Origin of the sequence: Streptococcus oralis (assembly GCF_018448765.2) — a bacterium.
GTDB lineage: Bacteria > Bacillota > Bacilli > Lactobacillales > Streptococcaceae > Streptococcus > Streptococcus oralis_BM.
This window is the reverse complement of sequence record NZ_JAHCMC020000001.1, coordinates 523,090-539,302: the sequence shown is the minus strand read 5'-3', so window position 1 is coordinate 539,302 and position 16,213 is coordinate 523,090. Positions and strand designations below refer to the sequence as shown.

Annotated in this window: 22 protein-coding genes; all 22 read right to left on the bottom strand. The window is 39.0% G+C overall.

Features of this window, described 5'->3' with window-relative positions:
* Nucleotides 1-30 precede the first annotated feature (30 nt).
* Complete coding sequence (locus KIH88_RS02580) at nt 31-411, bottom strand: hypothetical protein (protein ID WP_414331555.1); 381 nt, start codon at nt 409-411, stop codon at nt 31-33.
* Between the two features lies 1 nt (nt 412).
* Nucleotides 413-823 (bottom strand): hypothetical protein, encoded by a 411-nt coding sequence (locus KIH88_RS02575; protein ID WP_213988984.1) that lies wholly within the window; start codon nt 821-823, stop codon nt 413-415.
* Nucleotides 824-896: 73 nt separating this feature from the next.
* Nucleotides 897-1,190: a hypothetical protein gene (locus KIH88_RS02570; protein WP_225901091.1), complete on the bottom strand. Its 294-nt coding sequence runs from the start codon at nt 1,188-1,190 to the stop codon at nt 897-899.
* The gene (locus KIH88_RS02565; RefSeq protein ID WP_445656357.1) at nt 1,172-2,401 is read right to left on the bottom strand and encodes a triacylglycerol lipase; all 1,230 of its coding nucleotides are present in this window, start codon (nt 2,399-2,401) and stop codon (nt 1,172-1,174) included. The genes KIH88_RS02570 and KIH88_RS02565 overlap by 19 nt, the downstream gene beginning before the upstream one ends.
* Before the next feature lie 3 nt (nt 2,402-2,404).
* The gene (locus tag KIH88_RS02560; RefSeq protein WP_125840431.1) at nt 2,405-2,803 is read right to left on the bottom strand and encodes a hypothetical protein; all 399 of its coding nucleotides are present in this window, start codon (nt 2,801-2,803) and stop codon (nt 2,405-2,407) included.
* 32 nt (nt 2,804-2,835) lie between these two features.
* On the bottom strand, nt 2,836-3,144 hold the full coding sequence (locus KIH88_RS02555) for a hypothetical protein (protein WP_414332029.1): 309 nt from the start codon (nt 3,142-3,144) through the stop codon (nt 2,836-2,838).
* A 4-nt stretch (nt 3,145-3,148) separates the two neighbouring features.
* On the bottom strand, nt 3,149-3,523 hold the full coding sequence (locus tag KIH88_RS02550; RefSeq protein WP_445656356.1) for a hypothetical protein: 375 nt from the start codon (nt 3,521-3,523) through the stop codon (nt 3,149-3,151).
* A gap of 74 nt (nt 3,524-3,597) precedes the next feature.
* Nucleotides 3,598-3,891 carry a hypothetical protein gene (locus tag KIH88_RS02545; protein WP_268700867.1) on the bottom strand — a complete coding sequence of 98 codons (294 nt, stop codon included), beginning with the start codon at nt 3,889-3,891 and terminating at the stop codon, nt 3,598-3,600.
* Complete coding sequence (locus KIH88_RS02540) at nt 3,873-5,012, bottom strand: triacylglycerol lipase (RefSeq protein WP_445656361.1); 1,140 nt, start codon at nt 5,010-5,012, stop codon at nt 3,873-3,875. Before KIH88_RS02540 ends, KIH88_RS02545 begins: the two co-directional genes overlap by 19 nt.
* A gap of 105 nt (nt 5,013-5,117) precedes the next feature.
* A complete protein-coding gene (locus KIH88_RS02535; protein ID WP_225901041.1) occupies nt 5,118-5,534 on the bottom strand; it encodes a hypothetical protein in 417 nt (138 codons plus the stop codon).
* A 74-nt stretch (nt 5,535-5,608) separates the two neighbouring features.
* Entirely contained in the window at nt 5,609-5,902 is a 294-nt protein-coding gene (locus tag KIH88_RS02530) for a hypothetical protein (protein ID WP_225901042.1), read from the bottom strand.
* Nucleotides 5,884-7,095 carry a triacylglycerol lipase gene (locus KIH88_RS02525; RefSeq protein ID WP_445656355.1) on the bottom strand — a complete coding sequence of 404 codons (1,212 nt, stop codon included), beginning with the start codon at nt 7,093-7,095 and terminating at the stop codon, nt 5,884-5,886. Before KIH88_RS02525 ends, KIH88_RS02530 begins: the two co-directional genes overlap by 19 nt.
* Nucleotides 7,085-7,501: a hypothetical protein gene (locus KIH88_RS02520; protein ID WP_213988251.1), complete on the bottom strand. Its 417-nt coding sequence runs from the start codon at nt 7,499-7,501 to the stop codon at nt 7,085-7,087. Before KIH88_RS02520 ends, KIH88_RS02525 begins: the two co-directional genes overlap by 11 nt.
* Before the next feature lie 74 nt (nt 7,502-7,575).
* Nucleotides 7,576-7,980: a hypothetical protein gene (locus KIH88_RS02515; protein ID WP_213988252.1), complete on the bottom strand. Its 405-nt coding sequence runs from the start codon at nt 7,978-7,980 to the stop codon at nt 7,576-7,578.
* A gap of 1 nt (nt 7,981) precedes the next feature.
* The gene (locus KIH88_RS02510; RefSeq protein ID WP_213988253.1) at nt 7,982-8,395 is read right to left on the bottom strand and encodes a hypothetical protein; all 414 of its coding nucleotides are present in this window, start codon (nt 8,393-8,395) and stop codon (nt 7,982-7,984) included.
* A 298-nt stretch (nt 8,396-8,693) separates the two neighbouring features.
* Nucleotides 8,694-9,221, bottom strand: a complete 528-nt coding sequence (locus tag KIH88_RS02505; RefSeq protein ID WP_213988254.1) for a hypothetical protein — start codon at nt 9,219-9,221, stop codon at nt 8,694-8,696.
* Between the two features lie 154 nt (nt 9,222-9,375).
* Complete coding sequence (locus KIH88_RS02500; protein ID WP_213988255.1) at nt 9,376-10,221, bottom strand: metallophosphoesterase family protein; 846 nt, start codon at nt 10,219-10,221, stop codon at nt 9,376-9,378.
* On the bottom strand, nt 10,218-10,823 hold the full coding sequence (locus KIH88_RS02495) for a hypothetical protein (protein WP_213988256.1): 606 nt from the start codon (nt 10,821-10,823) through the stop codon (nt 10,218-10,220). Before KIH88_RS02495 ends, KIH88_RS02500 begins: the two co-directional genes overlap by 4 nt.
* A gap of 24 nt (nt 10,824-10,847) precedes the next feature.
* Nucleotides 10,848-12,671, bottom strand: a complete 1,824-nt coding sequence (gene uvrC / locus KIH88_RS02490; protein ID WP_213988257.1) for an excinuclease ABC subunit UvrC — start codon at nt 12,669-12,671, stop codon at nt 10,848-10,850.
* Between the two features lie 101 nt (nt 12,672-12,772).
* The gene (locus tag KIH88_RS02485; protein WP_213988258.1) at nt 12,773-13,474 is read right to left on the bottom strand and encodes a M57 family metalloprotease; all 702 of its coding nucleotides are present in this window, start codon (nt 13,472-13,474) and stop codon (nt 12,773-12,775) included.
* A 103-nt stretch (nt 13,475-13,577) separates the two neighbouring features.
* Complete coding sequence (locus tag KIH88_RS02480) at nt 13,578-14,357, bottom strand: alpha/beta hydrolase (protein ID WP_084939219.1); 780 nt, start codon at nt 14,355-14,357, stop codon at nt 13,578-13,580.
* 68 nt (nt 14,358-14,425) lie between these two features.
* Entirely contained in the window at nt 14,426-16,087 is a 1,662-nt protein-coding gene (locus tag KIH88_RS02475; RefSeq protein WP_084939220.1) for a ribonuclease J, read from the bottom strand.
* Between the last annotated feature and the right edge of the window lie 126 nt (nt 16,088-16,213).

Genomic DNA, 16,213 nt, shown 5'->3' with positions numbered 1-16,213 from the left:
TTACCTTATAGTATAACATAAACAGCTATTTTACTTAACCTTGGCATAATCCAGCGCCGTCACAAACTGAGAATCTACTACTTTCGCAGAATTTAGTCCTGAACGGGACTGTAGTTTATCCCTCCCAAGCCATAAAGACTGAACATCCGTACCAAGATCCTTTATGTCATCTTTATTCGTCCCTGCATAGGCAATCACTACATGACTATTATCCACATTCCCATTTTTATCCACAGGAGCAACCGCCATCGCCTGCATACCGTTAGAGGTGTTGTCTTTTGTACTAAGAACTCGAAAAGATTGCGAATCCTTTCTTAACTCATCTCCTGCTTTCCATGGAGTTGAATTTTTATTTTTATCAACTTCATATACTTGATCAACTAAATAATTAAAACTTTTATCCGTAATCATATTATCTCACCCAATAAATAACTGTTATATTTGACATAAGTGAATCGCTATTTATTACTTCCGGATTCTCTCTTTCTATTAATTTATTCCCATTACTTTGACTAATATGCTGTCCAAAACCTATTTCATCCTCTGTCATCAAGTTTTGAACAGAAAAAGTGACAAATATTTCGTCATTGACAATGGCATTAGAAGTCCAAGTCCCTGTTAATTTATTCTGTTGAAAACTTGTGAACTCAATCTTCTCAACCTTTTCATAATGATTAACTAAGTATAACGCCATTCTATCCTGTTCGATTCTCATTTTCTCTTCCAGCGTTTTTTCTTTTTGGTGATTCAAACTAAACATCACGATTCCTCCTATAATACAGATTACTAAAACAATAATACCCCATTTTTTACGCTTATTCATTAACATACCTCCTTATATTATCCTATAAAGTAACTAGCCCCAATTACCTTATAGTATAATATAAATAGCTGTTTTAACTAACATTAGCATAATCCAGCACCATCACAAACTGAGAATCCTCCATCAATTGTTGTAAACTCCTATAAAACTGTTCTCCATCTTGGTAACTGTGTTGTCCTTTTTGAAGAAAGGCACCCATTTTGCTAGCTTCGTCTTCGATGATCCGGGCAAGGCGGTCTCGGCGTTCATAGAGTTCGTTGCGTTGATTCGTAAAAGTTGCTTTCCGCTTTAAATACTCATCTTCCAAATCATAATACTCTTTTTCTTTTGCTTTTAACTTTTGGAAGACTAAATCCGACTGTTCCATTTTTTAAATTCTCCTGCCAATTCCTTATCTGTAGCCAGTTTATTCTCAATGACTTGGATAATCTGTTGGTTAAGGGTATCAAACTCTGTGGCTAGTTTTTCAGCCTTTTGATTCATTTGCTCAAAATCTTGCTCAACTGATCCGACAATCGTATCCCGAGTCACACCCGCAGACGCAAAAGTCGATAGGACTTCGTCATAGCTCAGGTATCGGAAACTACTAAAGTCAAGCTGATTCCATAGTTCTTGTGCTTTTGACACCACCTCTTCTTGAAGGTGCTTGATGTCGTCTGCACCAGCTCGAGCTGCATTAGCCATTCCTTCCCCTAGAGCCATCCCCTGCAAGCTATCCAAGTATATTTCTTCCCTACTTGACAAGCCATCTGCCGAGAGGTAGCTTTTGATTTTTTGGTAGCGGTACATACCTGCTGTTGCTTCTGCTAGCGCCGTTACTTTGAGATTTGTGACACGTTTTCCATCCAAATCAACTAGCTGGCCGTTCTCATCAAATCGCCACTGGGACAAGTTATGATATTCTAACTTGTCACCCCAGTTATCTTTTGCAGGATAGATATAGGGATAGATGGCTGTTTGAGTCGTATTTCCCATAATATTGCCAATAACATCATACTTATGACGGTAATTGCGAAATTGTTCTGGATGTTCTTGCATGTACTTGATTTCTTCTTTCGAAATCAAGTTATGAATATCTGGCCCATTATACCCAACATTGGCATAACCTCGCTTTAAAGCAACATACATAGCCAGAGACTCTCCAAGCGAATGCCCCGCAGTTGTGATTTTAGCAGAGGGATACGTTTTTTCGATTTCTTCCGCAAAACTCAGAGCCGTTTGAAATTGAGATTTTCTAAATGTCTTTGTTTTCGAATCCGACAACATCCGTCTATCACCAAATCCTATTGATTGGATATCTGTTTGGATGTCAAGCCGATCGTCTTTATTCGTCCCTGCATAGGCAATCACCACATGACTATCATCCACATTCCCATTTTTATCCACAGGAGCAACCGCCATTGCCTGCATACCGTTGGAGGTGTTGTCTTTGGTTTTGAGAACTTGGAATTGGCCTAATTTAGGATTTTTATTGCTATAATAATAAACTTCATTTTCTTTTGGAGAATTTTCCGAACGCAAATTATCAACCCAGTAGACTTGATCCACTAAATATCTATATTGTTGCTCAGCTACCATTTATTATTCCTCCAAATATTTTATATTTAACTTGGTAATATTAACGCTAATTATTGAAAGTTCTTTTTCTCTCCTTATACTTTCAAAGTGAGAAATTGGTGATAATCCTATTTCACTAGAAGAATCATTAAAGTCTCTCATATCATCAAAAATAATAGTTGTTCGCATATTTTCACTTCCATTGAGTTCTATAGTTAACAACAATGAACCTGTATTACTATCTTTCTTGAATTGCTTAAAAGTAATTTGTTCAAACTCATAATATCTACTAATTCTTTTCACCACATTATCTTGCTGCACTTTGGTTAAAGTCGGTTTATTATCAAACATTTTACATCCTCCTAAAAGTAATATTGTTATAACTAATAAAAATAGTTTAACTATCAATTTTTTAGCTTTCATAGAATGCCTCCTTACGTTATCCTGTAAAATAATTATCCTATAATTGCCTTATAGTATAGCATAAATAACTTTTTCTTTTCATTCCCCACAACATTGCCTATCACATCATATTTATGCCTATGGTCCACCTGACCTGTTACTTTATTAATTGGCACAACTTCCATCGCCTGCATACCGTTGGAGGTGTTGTCTTCGGTTTTGAGAACGCGGAAGGTTTGTCCATTTGATTTAAAAATCTTATCGTCTCTCCAAGGTCGTTTTACTTTTCCTGCATCAACATTATAAACTCCATCGACAATATCATTATAATTTTTATCTGTTATTTTCCTCACTTGTTCCAATATTTCACTTTAATATTATCTGTTGTTTGTTGATTAGTAATTTCATTTTTTCTTGTAAATTTAATCTTTTATTCCAACTAATTACATAATTGTCAGTTTTATCATTAAATTTAAAGAAAGTAATTTCCATTTTAAATTCTTTATTTACAGTTAATAACGCAGTTCTTGAACCTGTTGTAGCATTATTTTCTATATCATTAAATTCTATTTCATTAATTCCCTCATAATGATTAACTAAATACAATACCATCCTATCCTGTTCGATCCTCATTTTCTCTTCCAATGTCTTTTCTTTTTGGTGATTCAAACTAAACATTACGATTCCTCCTATAATACAGATTACTAAAGCAATAATACCCCATTTTTTGTGCCTATTCATTGACACACCTCCTTATATTATTCTATAAAGCAACCTGGTCTTAATTACCTTATAGTATAACATAAACAGCTATTTTACTTAACATTGGCATCATTCAAAGCTGTCACAAACTGAAAATCCTCCATCAATTGTTGTAAACTCCTATAAAACTGTTCCCCATCTTGGTAACTGTGTTGTCCTTTTTGAAGAAAGGCATCCATTTTGCTAGCTTCGTTTTCGACGATTCGGGCAAGGCGGTCTCGGCGTTCATAGAGTTCATTATATTGATTCGTAAAAGTTGCTTTCCGCTTTAGATACTCATCTTCCAAATCATAATACTCTTTTTCTTTTGCTTTTAACTTTTGGAAGACTAAATCCGACTGTTCCATTTTCTAAATTCTCCTGCCAATTCCTTATCTGTGGCCAGTTTACTCTCAATGACTTGGATAATCTGTTGGTTAAGGGTATCAAACTCTGTGGCTAGTTTTTCAGCCTTTTGATTCATTTGCTCAAAATCTTGCTCAACTGATCCGACAATCGTATCCCGAGTCACACCCGCAGACGCAAAAGTCGATAGGACTTCGTCATAGCTCAGGTATCGGAAACTACTAAAGTCAAGCTGATTCCATAGTTCTTGTGCTTTTGACACCACCTCTTCTTGAAGGTGCTTGATGTCGTCTGCACCAGCTCGAGCTGCATTAGCCATTCCTTCCCCTAGAGCCATCCCCTGCAAGCTATCCAAGTATATTTCTTCCCTACTTGACAAGCCATCTGCCGAGAGGTAGCTTTTGATTTTTTGGTAGCGGTACATACCTGCTGTTGCTTCTGCTAGCGCCGTTACTTTGAGATTTGTGACACGTTTTCCATCCAAATCAACTAGCTGGCCGTTCTCATCAAATCGCCACTGGGACAAGTTATGATATTCTAACTTGTCACCCCAGTTATCTTTTGCAGGATAGATATAGGGATAGATGGCTGTTTGAGTCGTATTTCCCATAATATTGCCAATAACATCATACTTATGACGGTAATTGCGAAATTGTTCTGGATGTTCTTGCATGTACTTGATTTCTTCTTTCGAAATCAAGTTATGAATATCTGGCCCATTATACCCAACATTGGCATAACCTCGCTTTAAAGCAACATACATAGCCAGAGACTCTCCAAGCGAATGCCCCGCAGTTGTGATTTTAGCAGAGGGATACGTTTTTTCGATTTCTTCCGCAAAACTCAGAGCCGTTTGAAATTGAGATTTTCTAAATGTCTTTGTTTTCGAATCCGACAACATCCGTCTATCACCAAATCCTATTGATTGGATATCTGTTTGGATGTCAAGCCGATCGTCTTTATTCGTCCCTGCATAGGCAATCACCACATGACTATCATCCACATTCCCATTTTTATCCACAGGAGCAACCGCCATCGCCTGCATACCGTTAGAGGTGTTGTCTATTACTTCTACAACTTTAAAATTCCCTAAATCTCTCTTTTTAGGATTAAACGGATATATTTTATTTGCCTCAGGTGTATAATCCTTGTCAGTCTTCAATTTATCAACCCAATACACTTGCTCAGCTAACCAATTATATTGTTCTTCTTTTACTTTCACCTTTTATTATTCTCCCAAGTATTGTACTTGTATATCATCTATAGAAACATTTCCCTTCTCTGCTATCACATGATTTTTTTCAATCGCTCTAAATTTTTCAATTGGACCAAGGACTACAGATTTTTCTTCGTCATTAAATTCATCTATTTCTCGAATAGTCACTCCTGTATGATACTCATCATCTAATTCAAACAATAAATGATATGAACCTGTTTTTTTATCTTTGTTAAATTTATTAAATTTAATTTTGTTAAAATCATAATTTCTTGCTATCCACTTTACTACATTATCCTGTTGCGTTTTTGTCAAAGTTAATTTATTCTCAAAAATTTTACCACTTGGATGATTCAAACTAAACATTACAATTCCCCCTATTATACAGATTACTAAAGCAATAACACCCCATTTTTTACGCTTATTCATTGACACACCTCCTTATATTATTCTATAAAGCAACTTGGTCTTAATTACCTTATAGTATAACATAAACAGCTATTTTACTTAACCTTGGCATAATCCAGCACCGTCACAAACTGAGAATCCTCCATCAATTGTTGTAAACTCCTATAAAACTGTTCCCCATCTTGGTAACTGTGTTGTCCTTTTTGAAGAAAGGCATCCATTTTGCCAGCTTCGTCTTCTACGATTCGGGCAAGGCGGTCTCGGCGTTCATAGAGTTCGTTGCGTTGATCCGTAAACGTTGCTTTCTGCTTTAGATACTCATCTTCCAAATTATGATACTCTTTTTCCTTTTCTTTTAACTTTTGGAAGACTAAATCCGACTGTTCCATTTTCTAAATTCTCCTGCCAATTCCTTATCTGTAGCTAGTTTATTCTCAATGACTTGGATAATCTGTTGGTTAAGGGTATCAAACTCTGTGGCTAGTTTTTCAGCCTTTTGATTCATTTGCTCAAAATCTTGCTCAACTGAACCGACAATCGTATCCTGAGTCACACCCGCAGATGCAAAAGTCGATAGAACTTCATCATAACTCAGATATCGGAAACTACTAAAGTCAAGCTGATTCCATAGTTCTTGTACTTTTGACACCACCTCTTCTTGAAGGTGCTTGGCGTCGTCTGCACCAGCTCGAGCCGCATTAGCCATTCCTTCCCCTAGAGCCATTCCCTGCAAGCTATCCAAGTAGATCTCTTCCCTACTTGACAAACCATCTGCCGAGAGGTAGCTTTTAATTTTTTGGTAGCGGTACATACCTGCTGTTGCTTCTGCTAATGCCGTTATTTTGAGATTTGTGACACGTTTTCCATCCAAATCAACTAGCTGGCCATTCTCATCAAATCGCCACTGGGACAAGTTATGATATTCTAACTTGTCACCCCAGTTATCTTTTGCAGGGTAGATGTAGGGAAATATAGCTGTTTGAGTCGTATTTCCCGTAATATTGCCAATAACATCATACTTATGACGGAAATTGCGAAATTGTTCTGGATGTTCTTGCATGTACTTGATTTCTTCTTTCGAAATCAAGTTATGAATATCTGGTCCATTATACCCAACATTGGCATAACCTCGCTTTAAAGCGACATACATAGCCAGAGACTCTCCAAGCGAATGCCCCGCCGTTGTGATTTTAGCAGAAGGATACGTTTTTTCGATTTCTTCTGCAAAACTCAGAGCCGTTTGAAATTGAGATTTTCTAAATGTCTTTGTTTCCAAATCCGACAACATCCGTCTATCACCAAATCCTATTGATTGGATATCTGTTTGGATGTCAAGTCGATCATCTTTATTCGTCCCTGCATAGGCAATCACCACATGGCTATAATCCACATTCCCATTTTTATCTACAGGAGCAACCGCCATCGCCTGCATACCGTTAGAGGTGTTGTCAACAGGAGGTGTTATAATTTTAAATTTCCCTTGTGCTACTATTGCCCCTTCTTTTAAAGGAACTTTCACTTTAAGAGAATCTACAGCATAAACATCATCAACAATATATCTAAAATCTCTCTCAGTCGTCATCCTTAGTTTCCCCCAGATAGCTAATTTTTATATTATCAATTGTCTTTGTATAGGGAACATCCGTCTCGTCAACAGACATGTCTTCTAAATAATATCCCGATGTCCGTATAACATCCCCAAAAGCATCCTCTGATAGGGATATCGTTGCCACTCCATTGATTACAAGTGTTATTCGCCAGGTTCCTGTTGTTTCATTTTTTCTGAATTCTATAAATTCTATAGTTTCAATCGGATTCTGTGTTTTTAATTTTACTCTATTAACTACAAATAGTGCTACCCTCTCCTGTTCAATTCTCATTTTCTCTTCCAACGTTTTTTCTTTTTGGTGATTCAAACTAAACATTACAATTCCCCCTATTATACAGATTACTAAAGCAATAACACCCCATTTTTTACGCTTATTCATTGACACACCTCCTTATATTATTCTATAAAGCAACTTGGTCTTAATTACCTTATAGTATAACATAAACAGCTATTTTACTTAACCTTGGCATAATCCAGCGCCGTCACAAACTGAGAATCTACTACTTTCGCAGAATTTAGTCCTGAACGGGACTGTAGTTTATCCCTCCCAAGCCATAAAGACTGAACATCCGTACCAAGATCCTTTATGTCATCTTTATTCGTCCCTGCATAGGCAATCACTACATGACTATTATCCACATTCCCATTTTTATCCACAGGAGCAACCGCCATCTCCTGCATACCGTTGGAGGTGTTGTCTTTTGTACTAAGAACTCGAAATTCACCTAGTCGTGTATCATTATCGCTAAAATTATATGTTTTGTTTTCTTCTATATAATATTCACAATCAGTTTTATTTTTATCCACCCAGTATGACTTATCAATTATCCATCTATACTGCTCATCAGTTATTCCCATATCATTCTCCTATGTATTTCACTTTTATAAAGTTAAGTATCTCTTCAGTTTCATCAAGTGGTCGTCCTCTTTTTAATTCTTTAAAATTTTCAATAGGACTTAAACCAATATTATTTAGATTTGAATTTAATTCTTCAATACGTGATACCGATAAACCCGTTTTAATCTTGTCGTTTATAATAAATATTAAATGATATGTACCTGTTTTTATATCTTTCTTTAATTCTAAAAACTCAATACTATCAATATCATAATTTTTTACTATCCCTTTAACAACATTATCCTGTTGCGTTTTTGTCAAAGTTAATTTATTCTCAAAAATTTTACCACTTGGATGATTTAAACTAAACATTACAATTCCTCCTATAATACAGATTACTAAAGCAATAATACCCCATTTTTTATGCCTATTCATTGACACACCTCCTTATATTATTCTATAAAGCAACTTGGTCTTAATTACCTTATAGTATAGAACCAATAGCCGTTCTGGTCTTGTGCACTGAATTCAAGATCATCATGGTTCAATCGCGATTTTATTTTCTAATTCTACTGCTTCCAGTCTACCATGTTTTGAAATAGCTTGCAGGGATTTTTCATAGAGTTAGTACTTCTTTCAAACTCTCTGCTATTAATTTGGAGCTATTTAAGTAGGTATCGCTTTAGATTTGAAGCAATCAAAAAGCAGGTGATCGAACACCCACTTTCTTATATTATTGACCAGATGTGTATGGAGCAACTGCTTTATAAGCCGCTTCCAGCGCTTTCTTCATTGTATCACGTCCAGTTTTCAATTGTTGAACAAATAGAGTACGAGTTTGTTCTGGCACTACTGTATCATCAGAACCAATACTTGAAAGGCTTTCGTTAAATGACTCTCTTACAGTCTCCATAGACTTAAGCGCTGGTTCAACTTGGGCGTTATATGCTTCTTTTCCACTCTCTGGAATTTTTTCCCCAATTTCAACTGCATGCTTTTTATAATTGTCGACTAGTTTACCAAAGACTTTCTTCACATCTCCAACAGTTTTAGCATTGTCAATTTCTTCATCGGTGATCAAAACAACCTCATTATTTTCTGTCTTTGAACTAGACGTTGTTGATGAAGTCTCTGAAGAAGAAGTTTGTTCTACAGAGGAGCTTGAAGTCTTAGTCGAAGAATCAGACGTTGTTTTCCCTGAACATGCTGCTAAGACAACAACAGATAAAAGAGCCATACTAGATGTAATAATTTTCTTCATAATGTTCTCCTTTTTATTAAGAATTAAGTTCATTCTATAACAAAATAATTTCAATGTCAAACTTTAGCTGAGCTATCTCTTTTTCCTTATCATCGTCTAACTCTTTTCTAAGCGATTCGACTACAAACCTCACTTCAAATTAAGGGCGTCCATTTTATTTCTCACTTTGCAGAAAATCAAAATAATTCTTTACCTCCTCTACATACCCATGCTTTTCGATTAAACTAGCCAAAAGTTCCAAATTGTGCCCCTGATAGTTGTCTTCTCGTCGTAGCTCTTCATACATTTCGATAAAGGGAAGGCCCCTGGACTTAGCCAATTCTAACTCCGCTTCATAATCATAAGAAACTTTTCGGAATAGAATGTTTACCAATTCCCCATCTTCTACTTCTATCACGGCGTACTGGGCACGGTGATTTTTTAACGCCTCCCAATCAAAATAGGGCATGCCAATCGTACCTGGATTGATGATTTGTTGCCCTTGGCTTCCATAACGAAGCAACTGCTTGTGGACATGACCATAGATTGCCACGTCCGTTTCCTCATCTAGGAGTTGGTCAAATTTATCTGTGTTATTTCCAACAGACAGGTCCCCACCATAGTTTTTTTCAGGTAAATTATGAGAGAGAGAGAAGCGCAGTCCATCAACTTCTTTCTTTTCTAGCATAGGTAAGTTTCGTAGCCAGACAATCGTTTCAGGATCCATTCGCTCCATCAAAAACTGGCTCAATCGCATGAGCTGGACTTCCTGTGGGTCTTTCAAGCCATATTGCCCATCTAAAGCCTCAAGGACACAATCATCCCAATTGCCTCGAACACTTGCTGTGATAGGCAGATCCTTTAACAGAGCGACCAAGTCATTTGCACCTGGACCAGGAAGAAAAATATCTCCCAGAAGCCAATATTCACTGGCTCCTTGAGTTTTAGCATCTGCAATCACTGCTTCTAAGGCAGTCGCATTTCCATGAATATCTGATAAAATTGCGATTTTATGGTTCATGATGGTTTTCCTTTTTCTATTTCATCTAGCCAATTGTGAAACTCCCAACGAAGAGGATCTTCCTTGCTTATTCTTTGCCTCAAATGTTCTTGATATTGAAGATAGAAAGCGTAATCTCCCCAACTACTCCACACTTGAGAAGGTCTTGGGATACACAACTGTTTGTTCGCCCTCTCTAACACGATGTTATCTATCGGTACGTGTAAAAAAGGAAAAACGGAGTCTAGGGTTACAGCTTCAAGCATATACAGATACTTGAACGTCATATTAATCCACTTTTGAGCATGACCATAAGTGAATCGAATCCCATTTGAACGATAGCAATCTATCAGAACATCACAAGTCCTATGATGCCAACTATCAAAATCAGTTTGACACAGCTTGTCCCGATTCAAGAGATTTAAAATCGCTTCTTTGATACACTTAGAGGCCCGATTTCTCATCTCCAAGCGCTGTTCATCTAGCATGCCATGAAATCGCAAGGTTCGATTAAAATCAAGATAGGCTCGAGTAGTTGCAGCTAAAAATAAATCTTTTGAATTCCCAAAGTAAGCAAATCGTAAAAAAAGGAGTATATCTCTGTCAATCTCAATCCTATTCATTTCTTCTACTTTCTATCTAGATACTTATTCCAATTCTTTTAATGGTTCTGCCACTTGAGCCAATTCCACTTCTTCCTGAGGGTTCAACTTTCTCTGCACAGCTTCTGCGACTACCCTCGGCACACCAACTTCGACAATTTCATCCACACTGGCTTCCTTGATTTTAGTGAGAGACTTGAAATGCTTCATGAGATTCTGCTTACGTTTAGGTCCCAATCCTTCAATTCCATCCAGCTGTGAAGAAAAAGAATTTTTGGAGCGCAATTGACGGTGAAAGGTAATAGCAAAGCGGTGCACCTCATCCTGGATGCGTTGGAGGAGAAAGAATTCTTGAGAATTGCGAGACAACTCCACCACTTCCAGTGGATCTCCAAAGAGCAGTTCATGGGTTTGGTGCTTATCATTCTTTTGCAGACCTGCAATTGGGATATCCAAACCTAGCTCCTCTTGGATGACCTGCTTAGCAATATTGACTTGACCTTGCCCCCCATCAATGACAATCAAATCTGGCGGGGTTAAACCATCACGTTGAACTCGGCCATAACGTCTGCGAATAACCTCACGCATACTAGCATAGTCATCTGGACCGACAACCGTTTTTATCTTGTACTTACGGTAGTCTTTTTTACTTGGTTTACCGTTGACAAAGACCACCATAGCTGAAACAGGACTGGTTCCCATGATATTAGAGTTATCAAAGGACTCGATGCGAACTGGAGTCGGTATTTGGAGCAAGCGTCCCAGATTTTCAATAGCTCCTTGGGTCTTTTCAACAGATTTTTCTAGCAGATTGAACTTCTGTTCCAGACTAACACGGGCATTTTTTATGGCTAGATTGACCAGTTGCTTTTTCTCTCCACGTTGGGGTTTGAGAATCTTGGTATCCACCAAGGCCTTAACGGCTTCTTCATCAATATCCCGTGGAATCAATACTTCATTGGGAACCAGGTGAGATTTTTCTTGATAGAATTGTCCCACATAGGTCAAGAAGTCCTCATCCGGATCATTGTAGTAGGGGAAGAGATTGACATCCCTCTCAATGAGCTTGCCTTGACGAACAAAGAAAACCTGAACACACATCCAGCCCTTATCCACATAGTAACCAAAGACATCCCGATTTTGGAGGTCTTTAGCCATGACCCGTTGCTTGGTCCGAAGCGTTCCAATGGCCTGAATCAGATCACGGTATTCCGCCGCACATTCAAACTCCATACTTTGAGCTGCCTTTGCCATCTTGCCCTTAAGATCATCGATGATTTTGTCATCCTGCCCTTTTAGGAAATCAGAAACCTCCTGAGCCATGGACTTGAAATAAGCCTCATCCTTTTTACAGATGGTGTGGGCCATACATTGACCGATATGGTAATAAAAACAGACCTTAGACGGTGGATTAGTACACTTGCGAAAAGGAAAAATCCGATCCAGTAGTCGCTTGATTTCATTGGCTGCCCCCACATCTGGATAGGGACCAAAGTAAAGACCGCCGTCCTTCTTGACCTGACGGGTGATAATCAAACGAGGATAGCGCTCATTTGTGATTTTGATAAACGGATAGGACTTATCATCCTTGAGCATGATATTGTACTTGGGCTTATTTTCCTTGATGAGGTTAATTTCCAGCAGGAGTGCCTCAATATTAGACTCAGTGACGATAAATTCAAAATCCACAATCTCAGATACCAGAGCCTCCGTCTTGGTATCGTGACTTCCACGGAAATAGGACCGCACGCGATTGCGCAGATTTTTAGCCTTTCCAACATAGATAATGGTACCGTTTTTATCTTTGTGAATGTAACAACCAGGGCTGGTCGGCAAGAGCTCTAGTTTTGATTTGATCAAGTTATTCATAGTTCCATTATAGCAAAAAGGCTGTAACAGGACGAACAAAAAGCCCCACCAATCACTTGATGGAGGAGCTTTGATTTTATTTTAGATTGTACCAACTTCATCTAGTCGCTACTGGTATAGAGTTCTTGAACAGCTTTCACATCTCGAGTCTGAATTCCATAGTAGGAACCTGCCGGCTGCATGACAGAAGTCTCGTTGGTATGATCCAATCCGATGGCATGCCCCAGCTCGTGCTCCGCCGTGTGCACAATCCGTTCATAAGAATAACCATAGTTTGGATTGGATAGATAATAGTGATTCAGGCGAACCGTTACAGATATAAATTGTTTGGTTAACAAATTGGTTTGACTCTCGGCTTGACCAGCTACAGCGGTCGATCCATCATTCATCTCACTTGCCACAATATCTGCCTGGCTAGGATCCGCAACCACCTCAAAGGTAAAGGCTCCCGTTTGATTCCAGTTTTTTATAGCTTCTGCATAGGCACCTTGGAAGGTTTCATCCATTTGAGGCTCAATATAGATGCGAGCTGAGGCCTGAGCCCACTTGCCTTCTGCATGTTGGTGACTGTCTGTCTGAGACAAGACTTCCAGCGTTCCCGTTTCCTGCCATTGTTTCCAGCCACCTTGACCAATCTGACTCATTTTTTCAACTTGATTGACCGCAGAATGAAAATCACCTGTCAGATACCATAGCACTCCAAAAGCAAGAAGAACAATGATGACCAAGGTCCAGACCAGACGCCAAAAGAAACGCCAAATTCCCAAAAGAAATCGGAAAAATAATCGAATAATCCAGAACATGACGCTCCACCTTTCATAAAAATAAGAACCTATCTTGAAATCACATTCTACTTGATCAAGATAGATTCCCTATTTACTGAAGAAAGCTGAAAGAAACCTAAAACTAAGATAAACGTTCTTCCAAGACAAAGTTAATTGGTAGAGTAGCTAAAAAATGCTCCAATTGTTTTTCCCAGTAGTACCACTCATGAGTGCCAGCACTATGACTATAGGTCACTTCAAAACCAAGCTTTTTGAGGTTTTTCACAGCGAGATTATTGGCAGAGTAGAGATAGTCTTGCTCGCCACACCAAGCCCAAAGTTTGGTTTTTTTATCCGACTTCCTAGCAATACTTTCAAGCGAATGAGGGCTAGCTGTCCAGTCTTTGATTTCTCCAAAAACTCCTCGCCAGTATGCAAGAGAGCCTAAATCCTGACTTTCAGGAGAAAATCCCTGAAAACTGAGTGCACCAGAAAAACTAGCCGCACGAGAAAAACGATTGGTTGCGAGAGCCAGCTTGAAGGAACCATAGCCTCCCATTGAGAGACCTGCAATAAAGGTCTTTTCTCGCTTGCTGGTCATATTGGGGAAGAAACGTTTCATAACCTGAGGCAACTCTTCTGCTAGAGCAGTATAGTAGTTATAGCCATACTGAGTATCTGTGTACCAGCCATTATTTGTATTGGGCATGATAACAATGAGATTGGTTCCCCGCAACAAGCGCTCGACATTGGTTCGCTTGAGCCAGCTATTCTGATTTCCTGACATTCCATGCAAAAGATAAAGAACAGGAATATCTGTGCAATCTGGTTCAGTCACTCGACTAGCATCTGGATAGAGTACGGTAACACCCCACTCCATATCCAAAACTTCAGAGTAATACTCAATATTCATAACTGCCATGGTTGTCTCCTTTTACTATTCTATAAGAAAAAGCCGAATTTCGACTTTTTCCGTAGGTATTCTGCTTATTATTTGGCTTCCATCACGACTGGCAAGATTGCTGGACGACGTTTGGTTTGGTCAAAGAGGTACTTGGTCAAATTGTCACGAACCTTGCCTTTGAGATCTGCCCAGTCAAAGTCATCCCCTTGAAGATACTCTTCTACCGTTTGGTTAATCAATTCGGAACTTTCACGGAGAATGTCGCGACTCTTCTTAAGGTAGATAAATCCACGCGTGTGAACACGAGCCTTAGCCACAATCTTCTTCTCACGACGGTTAACAGTGATGGCCACGATAAAGATTCCATCCTCTGACAAGACCTTACGGTCGCGAAGAACGACATTCCCAACATCACCAATGGCATTTCCATCAATCATGACATCGCCTGCAGAAACTGCTCCAGCTGGGACGAAGTCTCCATGTTCATAGGACATGGTCGTTCCCTTTTTAGGGATAAAAATACGCTCTGGCAACATCCCAACTGCCATGGCAGCCTTGGCATGCGCATCCAACTCACGGTACTCCCCTTGGACAGGGAAAAGATATTTCGGTTGCAAAAGATTGATCATCAACTGCAAATCACGCGCATTTCCGTGTCCTGATACTCGCAAACTCTGGGTAATGAGTTTTACCACACCACCAGCTTGGTAAATCATATTTTCAACGCGAGCCACAACTGCTTCTTTGGCGGTGGATGGAGTTGTTACAATATAAACCAAGTCCCCATCCTTGATTTCTACATAACGGTGGCGCCCAACGGACATCTTGCGAAGTCCATTGATGGGTTCACCCATACGACCTGTCTCTAAGATAATCAACTCATGGTCTTCAAAACGAGACATTTCTTTCGGTTTAATCAAAAGGCTTTCATTAGCTAGAGACAATTTTTTGAGACGAATCGCTGTACGGACGATATTTTCAACATCAAATCCAGTCAAAACGACTCGGCGGCCAGTCTCCGCAGCTGCATCAAAAACCTGCTGGATACGAGAAAGGTTGCTGGCAACTGCTGCAACGATGATACGATCGTCCCAGTCAGCGATGGTTTGGGTAATTTCATCCCCAACTTCACTCTCGCTTGCCACCTGAATATTGCTGTCTGCATTTGCAGAATCACTGAGAAGTGCCAAGACACCGTCACGGCCGATTTCGGCTAAACGCGCAAAATCCGTCGCATAGGATTCACTAGCCGTCTGGTCAAATTTGAAGTCGCCTGTGTAAACAATGTTCCCTTTTGGTGTTTTTAACACAACTCCCAGACTTTCTGGGATAGAGTGAGTCGTACGGAAGAAGGAAACCACCGTTCCCCTAAAGTCAATCTCCGTGTTTTCATCAATCACATGGAAGTCATTGAATTTCTTAACCGTATCATTTCCTTTGACAAAGAGTTTCGCCAACTCAATGGTCAACTCAGAACCAAACACAGGCACCTTAGCCTCTGCCAAGAGATAAGGCAGGGCACCAATGGCATCCGCATGCCCGTGGGTCAAGAAGACTCCAGCGATACGATCACTATTTTCAAAAAGGTAGTCCATATTAGGAATGACCACATCCACCCCTAGTTGTTCATTTTCAGGGTATTTAAGCCCTGCATCCAAAACAAAGATAGATTCATCGATTTCAGCGATGTACATATTTTTCCCATTTTCTCGTACACCACCTAGTGTTGTTAAACTGATATTACTCATTTTCCCTCCGAAACTTAATTTATCTTGATTATAGGGTAGGTTTACCCTCTTATTCTAAAAGTTCTAAAACTTTCAGCCGAATCTTTTCCTACCATTATACCATTTTTTTGATGATTTTCAAAATGA

Coding starts and splice junctions, on each gene's coding strand:
- KIH88_RS02560 (WP_125840431.1), bottom strand. CDS start 2,803: ATGAAAGCTAAAAAATTGATAGTTAAACTATTTTTATTAGTTATAACA.
- KIH88_RS02475 (WP_084939220.1), bottom strand. CDS start 16,087: ATGAGTAATATCAGTTTAACAACACTAGGTGGTGTACGAGAAAATGGG.
- KIH88_RS02565 (WP_445656357.1), bottom strand. CDS start 2,401: ATGGTAGCTGAGCAACAATATAGATATTTAGTGGATCAAGTCTACTGG.
- KIH88_RS02495 (WP_213988256.1), bottom strand. CDS start 10,823: ATGAATAGGATTGAGATTGACAGAGATATACTCCTTTTTTTACGATTT.
- KIH88_RS02570 (WP_225901091.1), bottom strand. CDS start 1,190: ATGGAACAGTCGGATTTAGTCTTCCAAAAGTTAAAAGCAAAAGAAAAA.
- KIH88_RS02580 (WP_414331555.1), bottom strand. CDS start 411: ATGATTACGGATAAAAGTTTTAATTATTTAGTTGATCAAGTATATGAA.
- KIH88_RS02530 (WP_225901042.1), bottom strand. CDS start 5,902: ATGGAACAGTCGGATTTAGTCTTCCAAAAGTTAAAAGAAAAGGAAAAA.
- KIH88_RS02515 (WP_213988252.1), bottom strand. CDS start 7,980: ATGGGAATAACTGATGAGCAGTATAGATGGATAATTGATAAGTCATAC.
- KIH88_RS02485 (WP_213988258.1), bottom strand. CDS start 13,474: ATGTTCTGGATTATTCGATTATTTTTCCGATTTCTTTTGGGAATTTGG.
- KIH88_RS02575 (WP_213988984.1), bottom strand. CDS start 823: ATGAATAAGCGTAAAAAATGGGGTATTATTGTTTTAGTAATCTGTATT.
- KIH88_RS02550 (WP_445656356.1), bottom strand. CDS start 3,523: ATGAATAGGCACAAAAAATGGGGTATTATTGCTTTAGTAATCTGTATT.
- KIH88_RS02505 (WP_213988254.1), bottom strand. CDS start 9,221: ATGAAGAAAATTATTACATCTAGTATGGCTCTTTTATCTGTTGTTGTC.
- KIH88_RS02525 (WP_445656355.1), bottom strand. CDS start 7,095: ATGACGACTGAGAGAGATTTTAGATATATTGTTGATGATGTTTATGCT.
- KIH88_RS02500 (WP_213988255.1), bottom strand. CDS start 10,221: ATGAACCATAAAATCGCAATTTTATCAGATATTCATGGAAATGCGACT.
- KIH88_RS02480 (WP_084939219.1), bottom strand. CDS start 14,357: ATGGCAGTTATGAATATTGAGTATTACTCTGAAGTTTTGGATATGGAG.
- KIH88_RS02510 (WP_213988253.1), bottom strand. CDS start 8,395: ATGAATAGGCATAAAAAATGGGGTATTATTGCTTTAGTAATCTGTATT.
- KIH88_RS02520 (WP_213988251.1), bottom strand. CDS start 7,501: ATGAATAAGCGTAAAAAATGGGGTGTTATTGCTTTAGTAATCTGTATA.
- KIH88_RS02535 (WP_225901041.1), bottom strand. CDS start 5,534: ATGAATAAGCGTAAAAAATGGGGTGTTATTGCTTTAGTAATCTGTATA.
- uvrC (WP_213988257.1), bottom strand. CDS start 12,671: ATGAATAACTTGATCAAATCAAAACTAGAGCTCTTGCCGACCAGCCCT.
- KIH88_RS02545 (WP_268700867.1), bottom strand. CDS start 3,891: ATGGAACAGTCGGATTTAGTCTTCCAAAAGTTAAAAGCAAAAGAAAAA.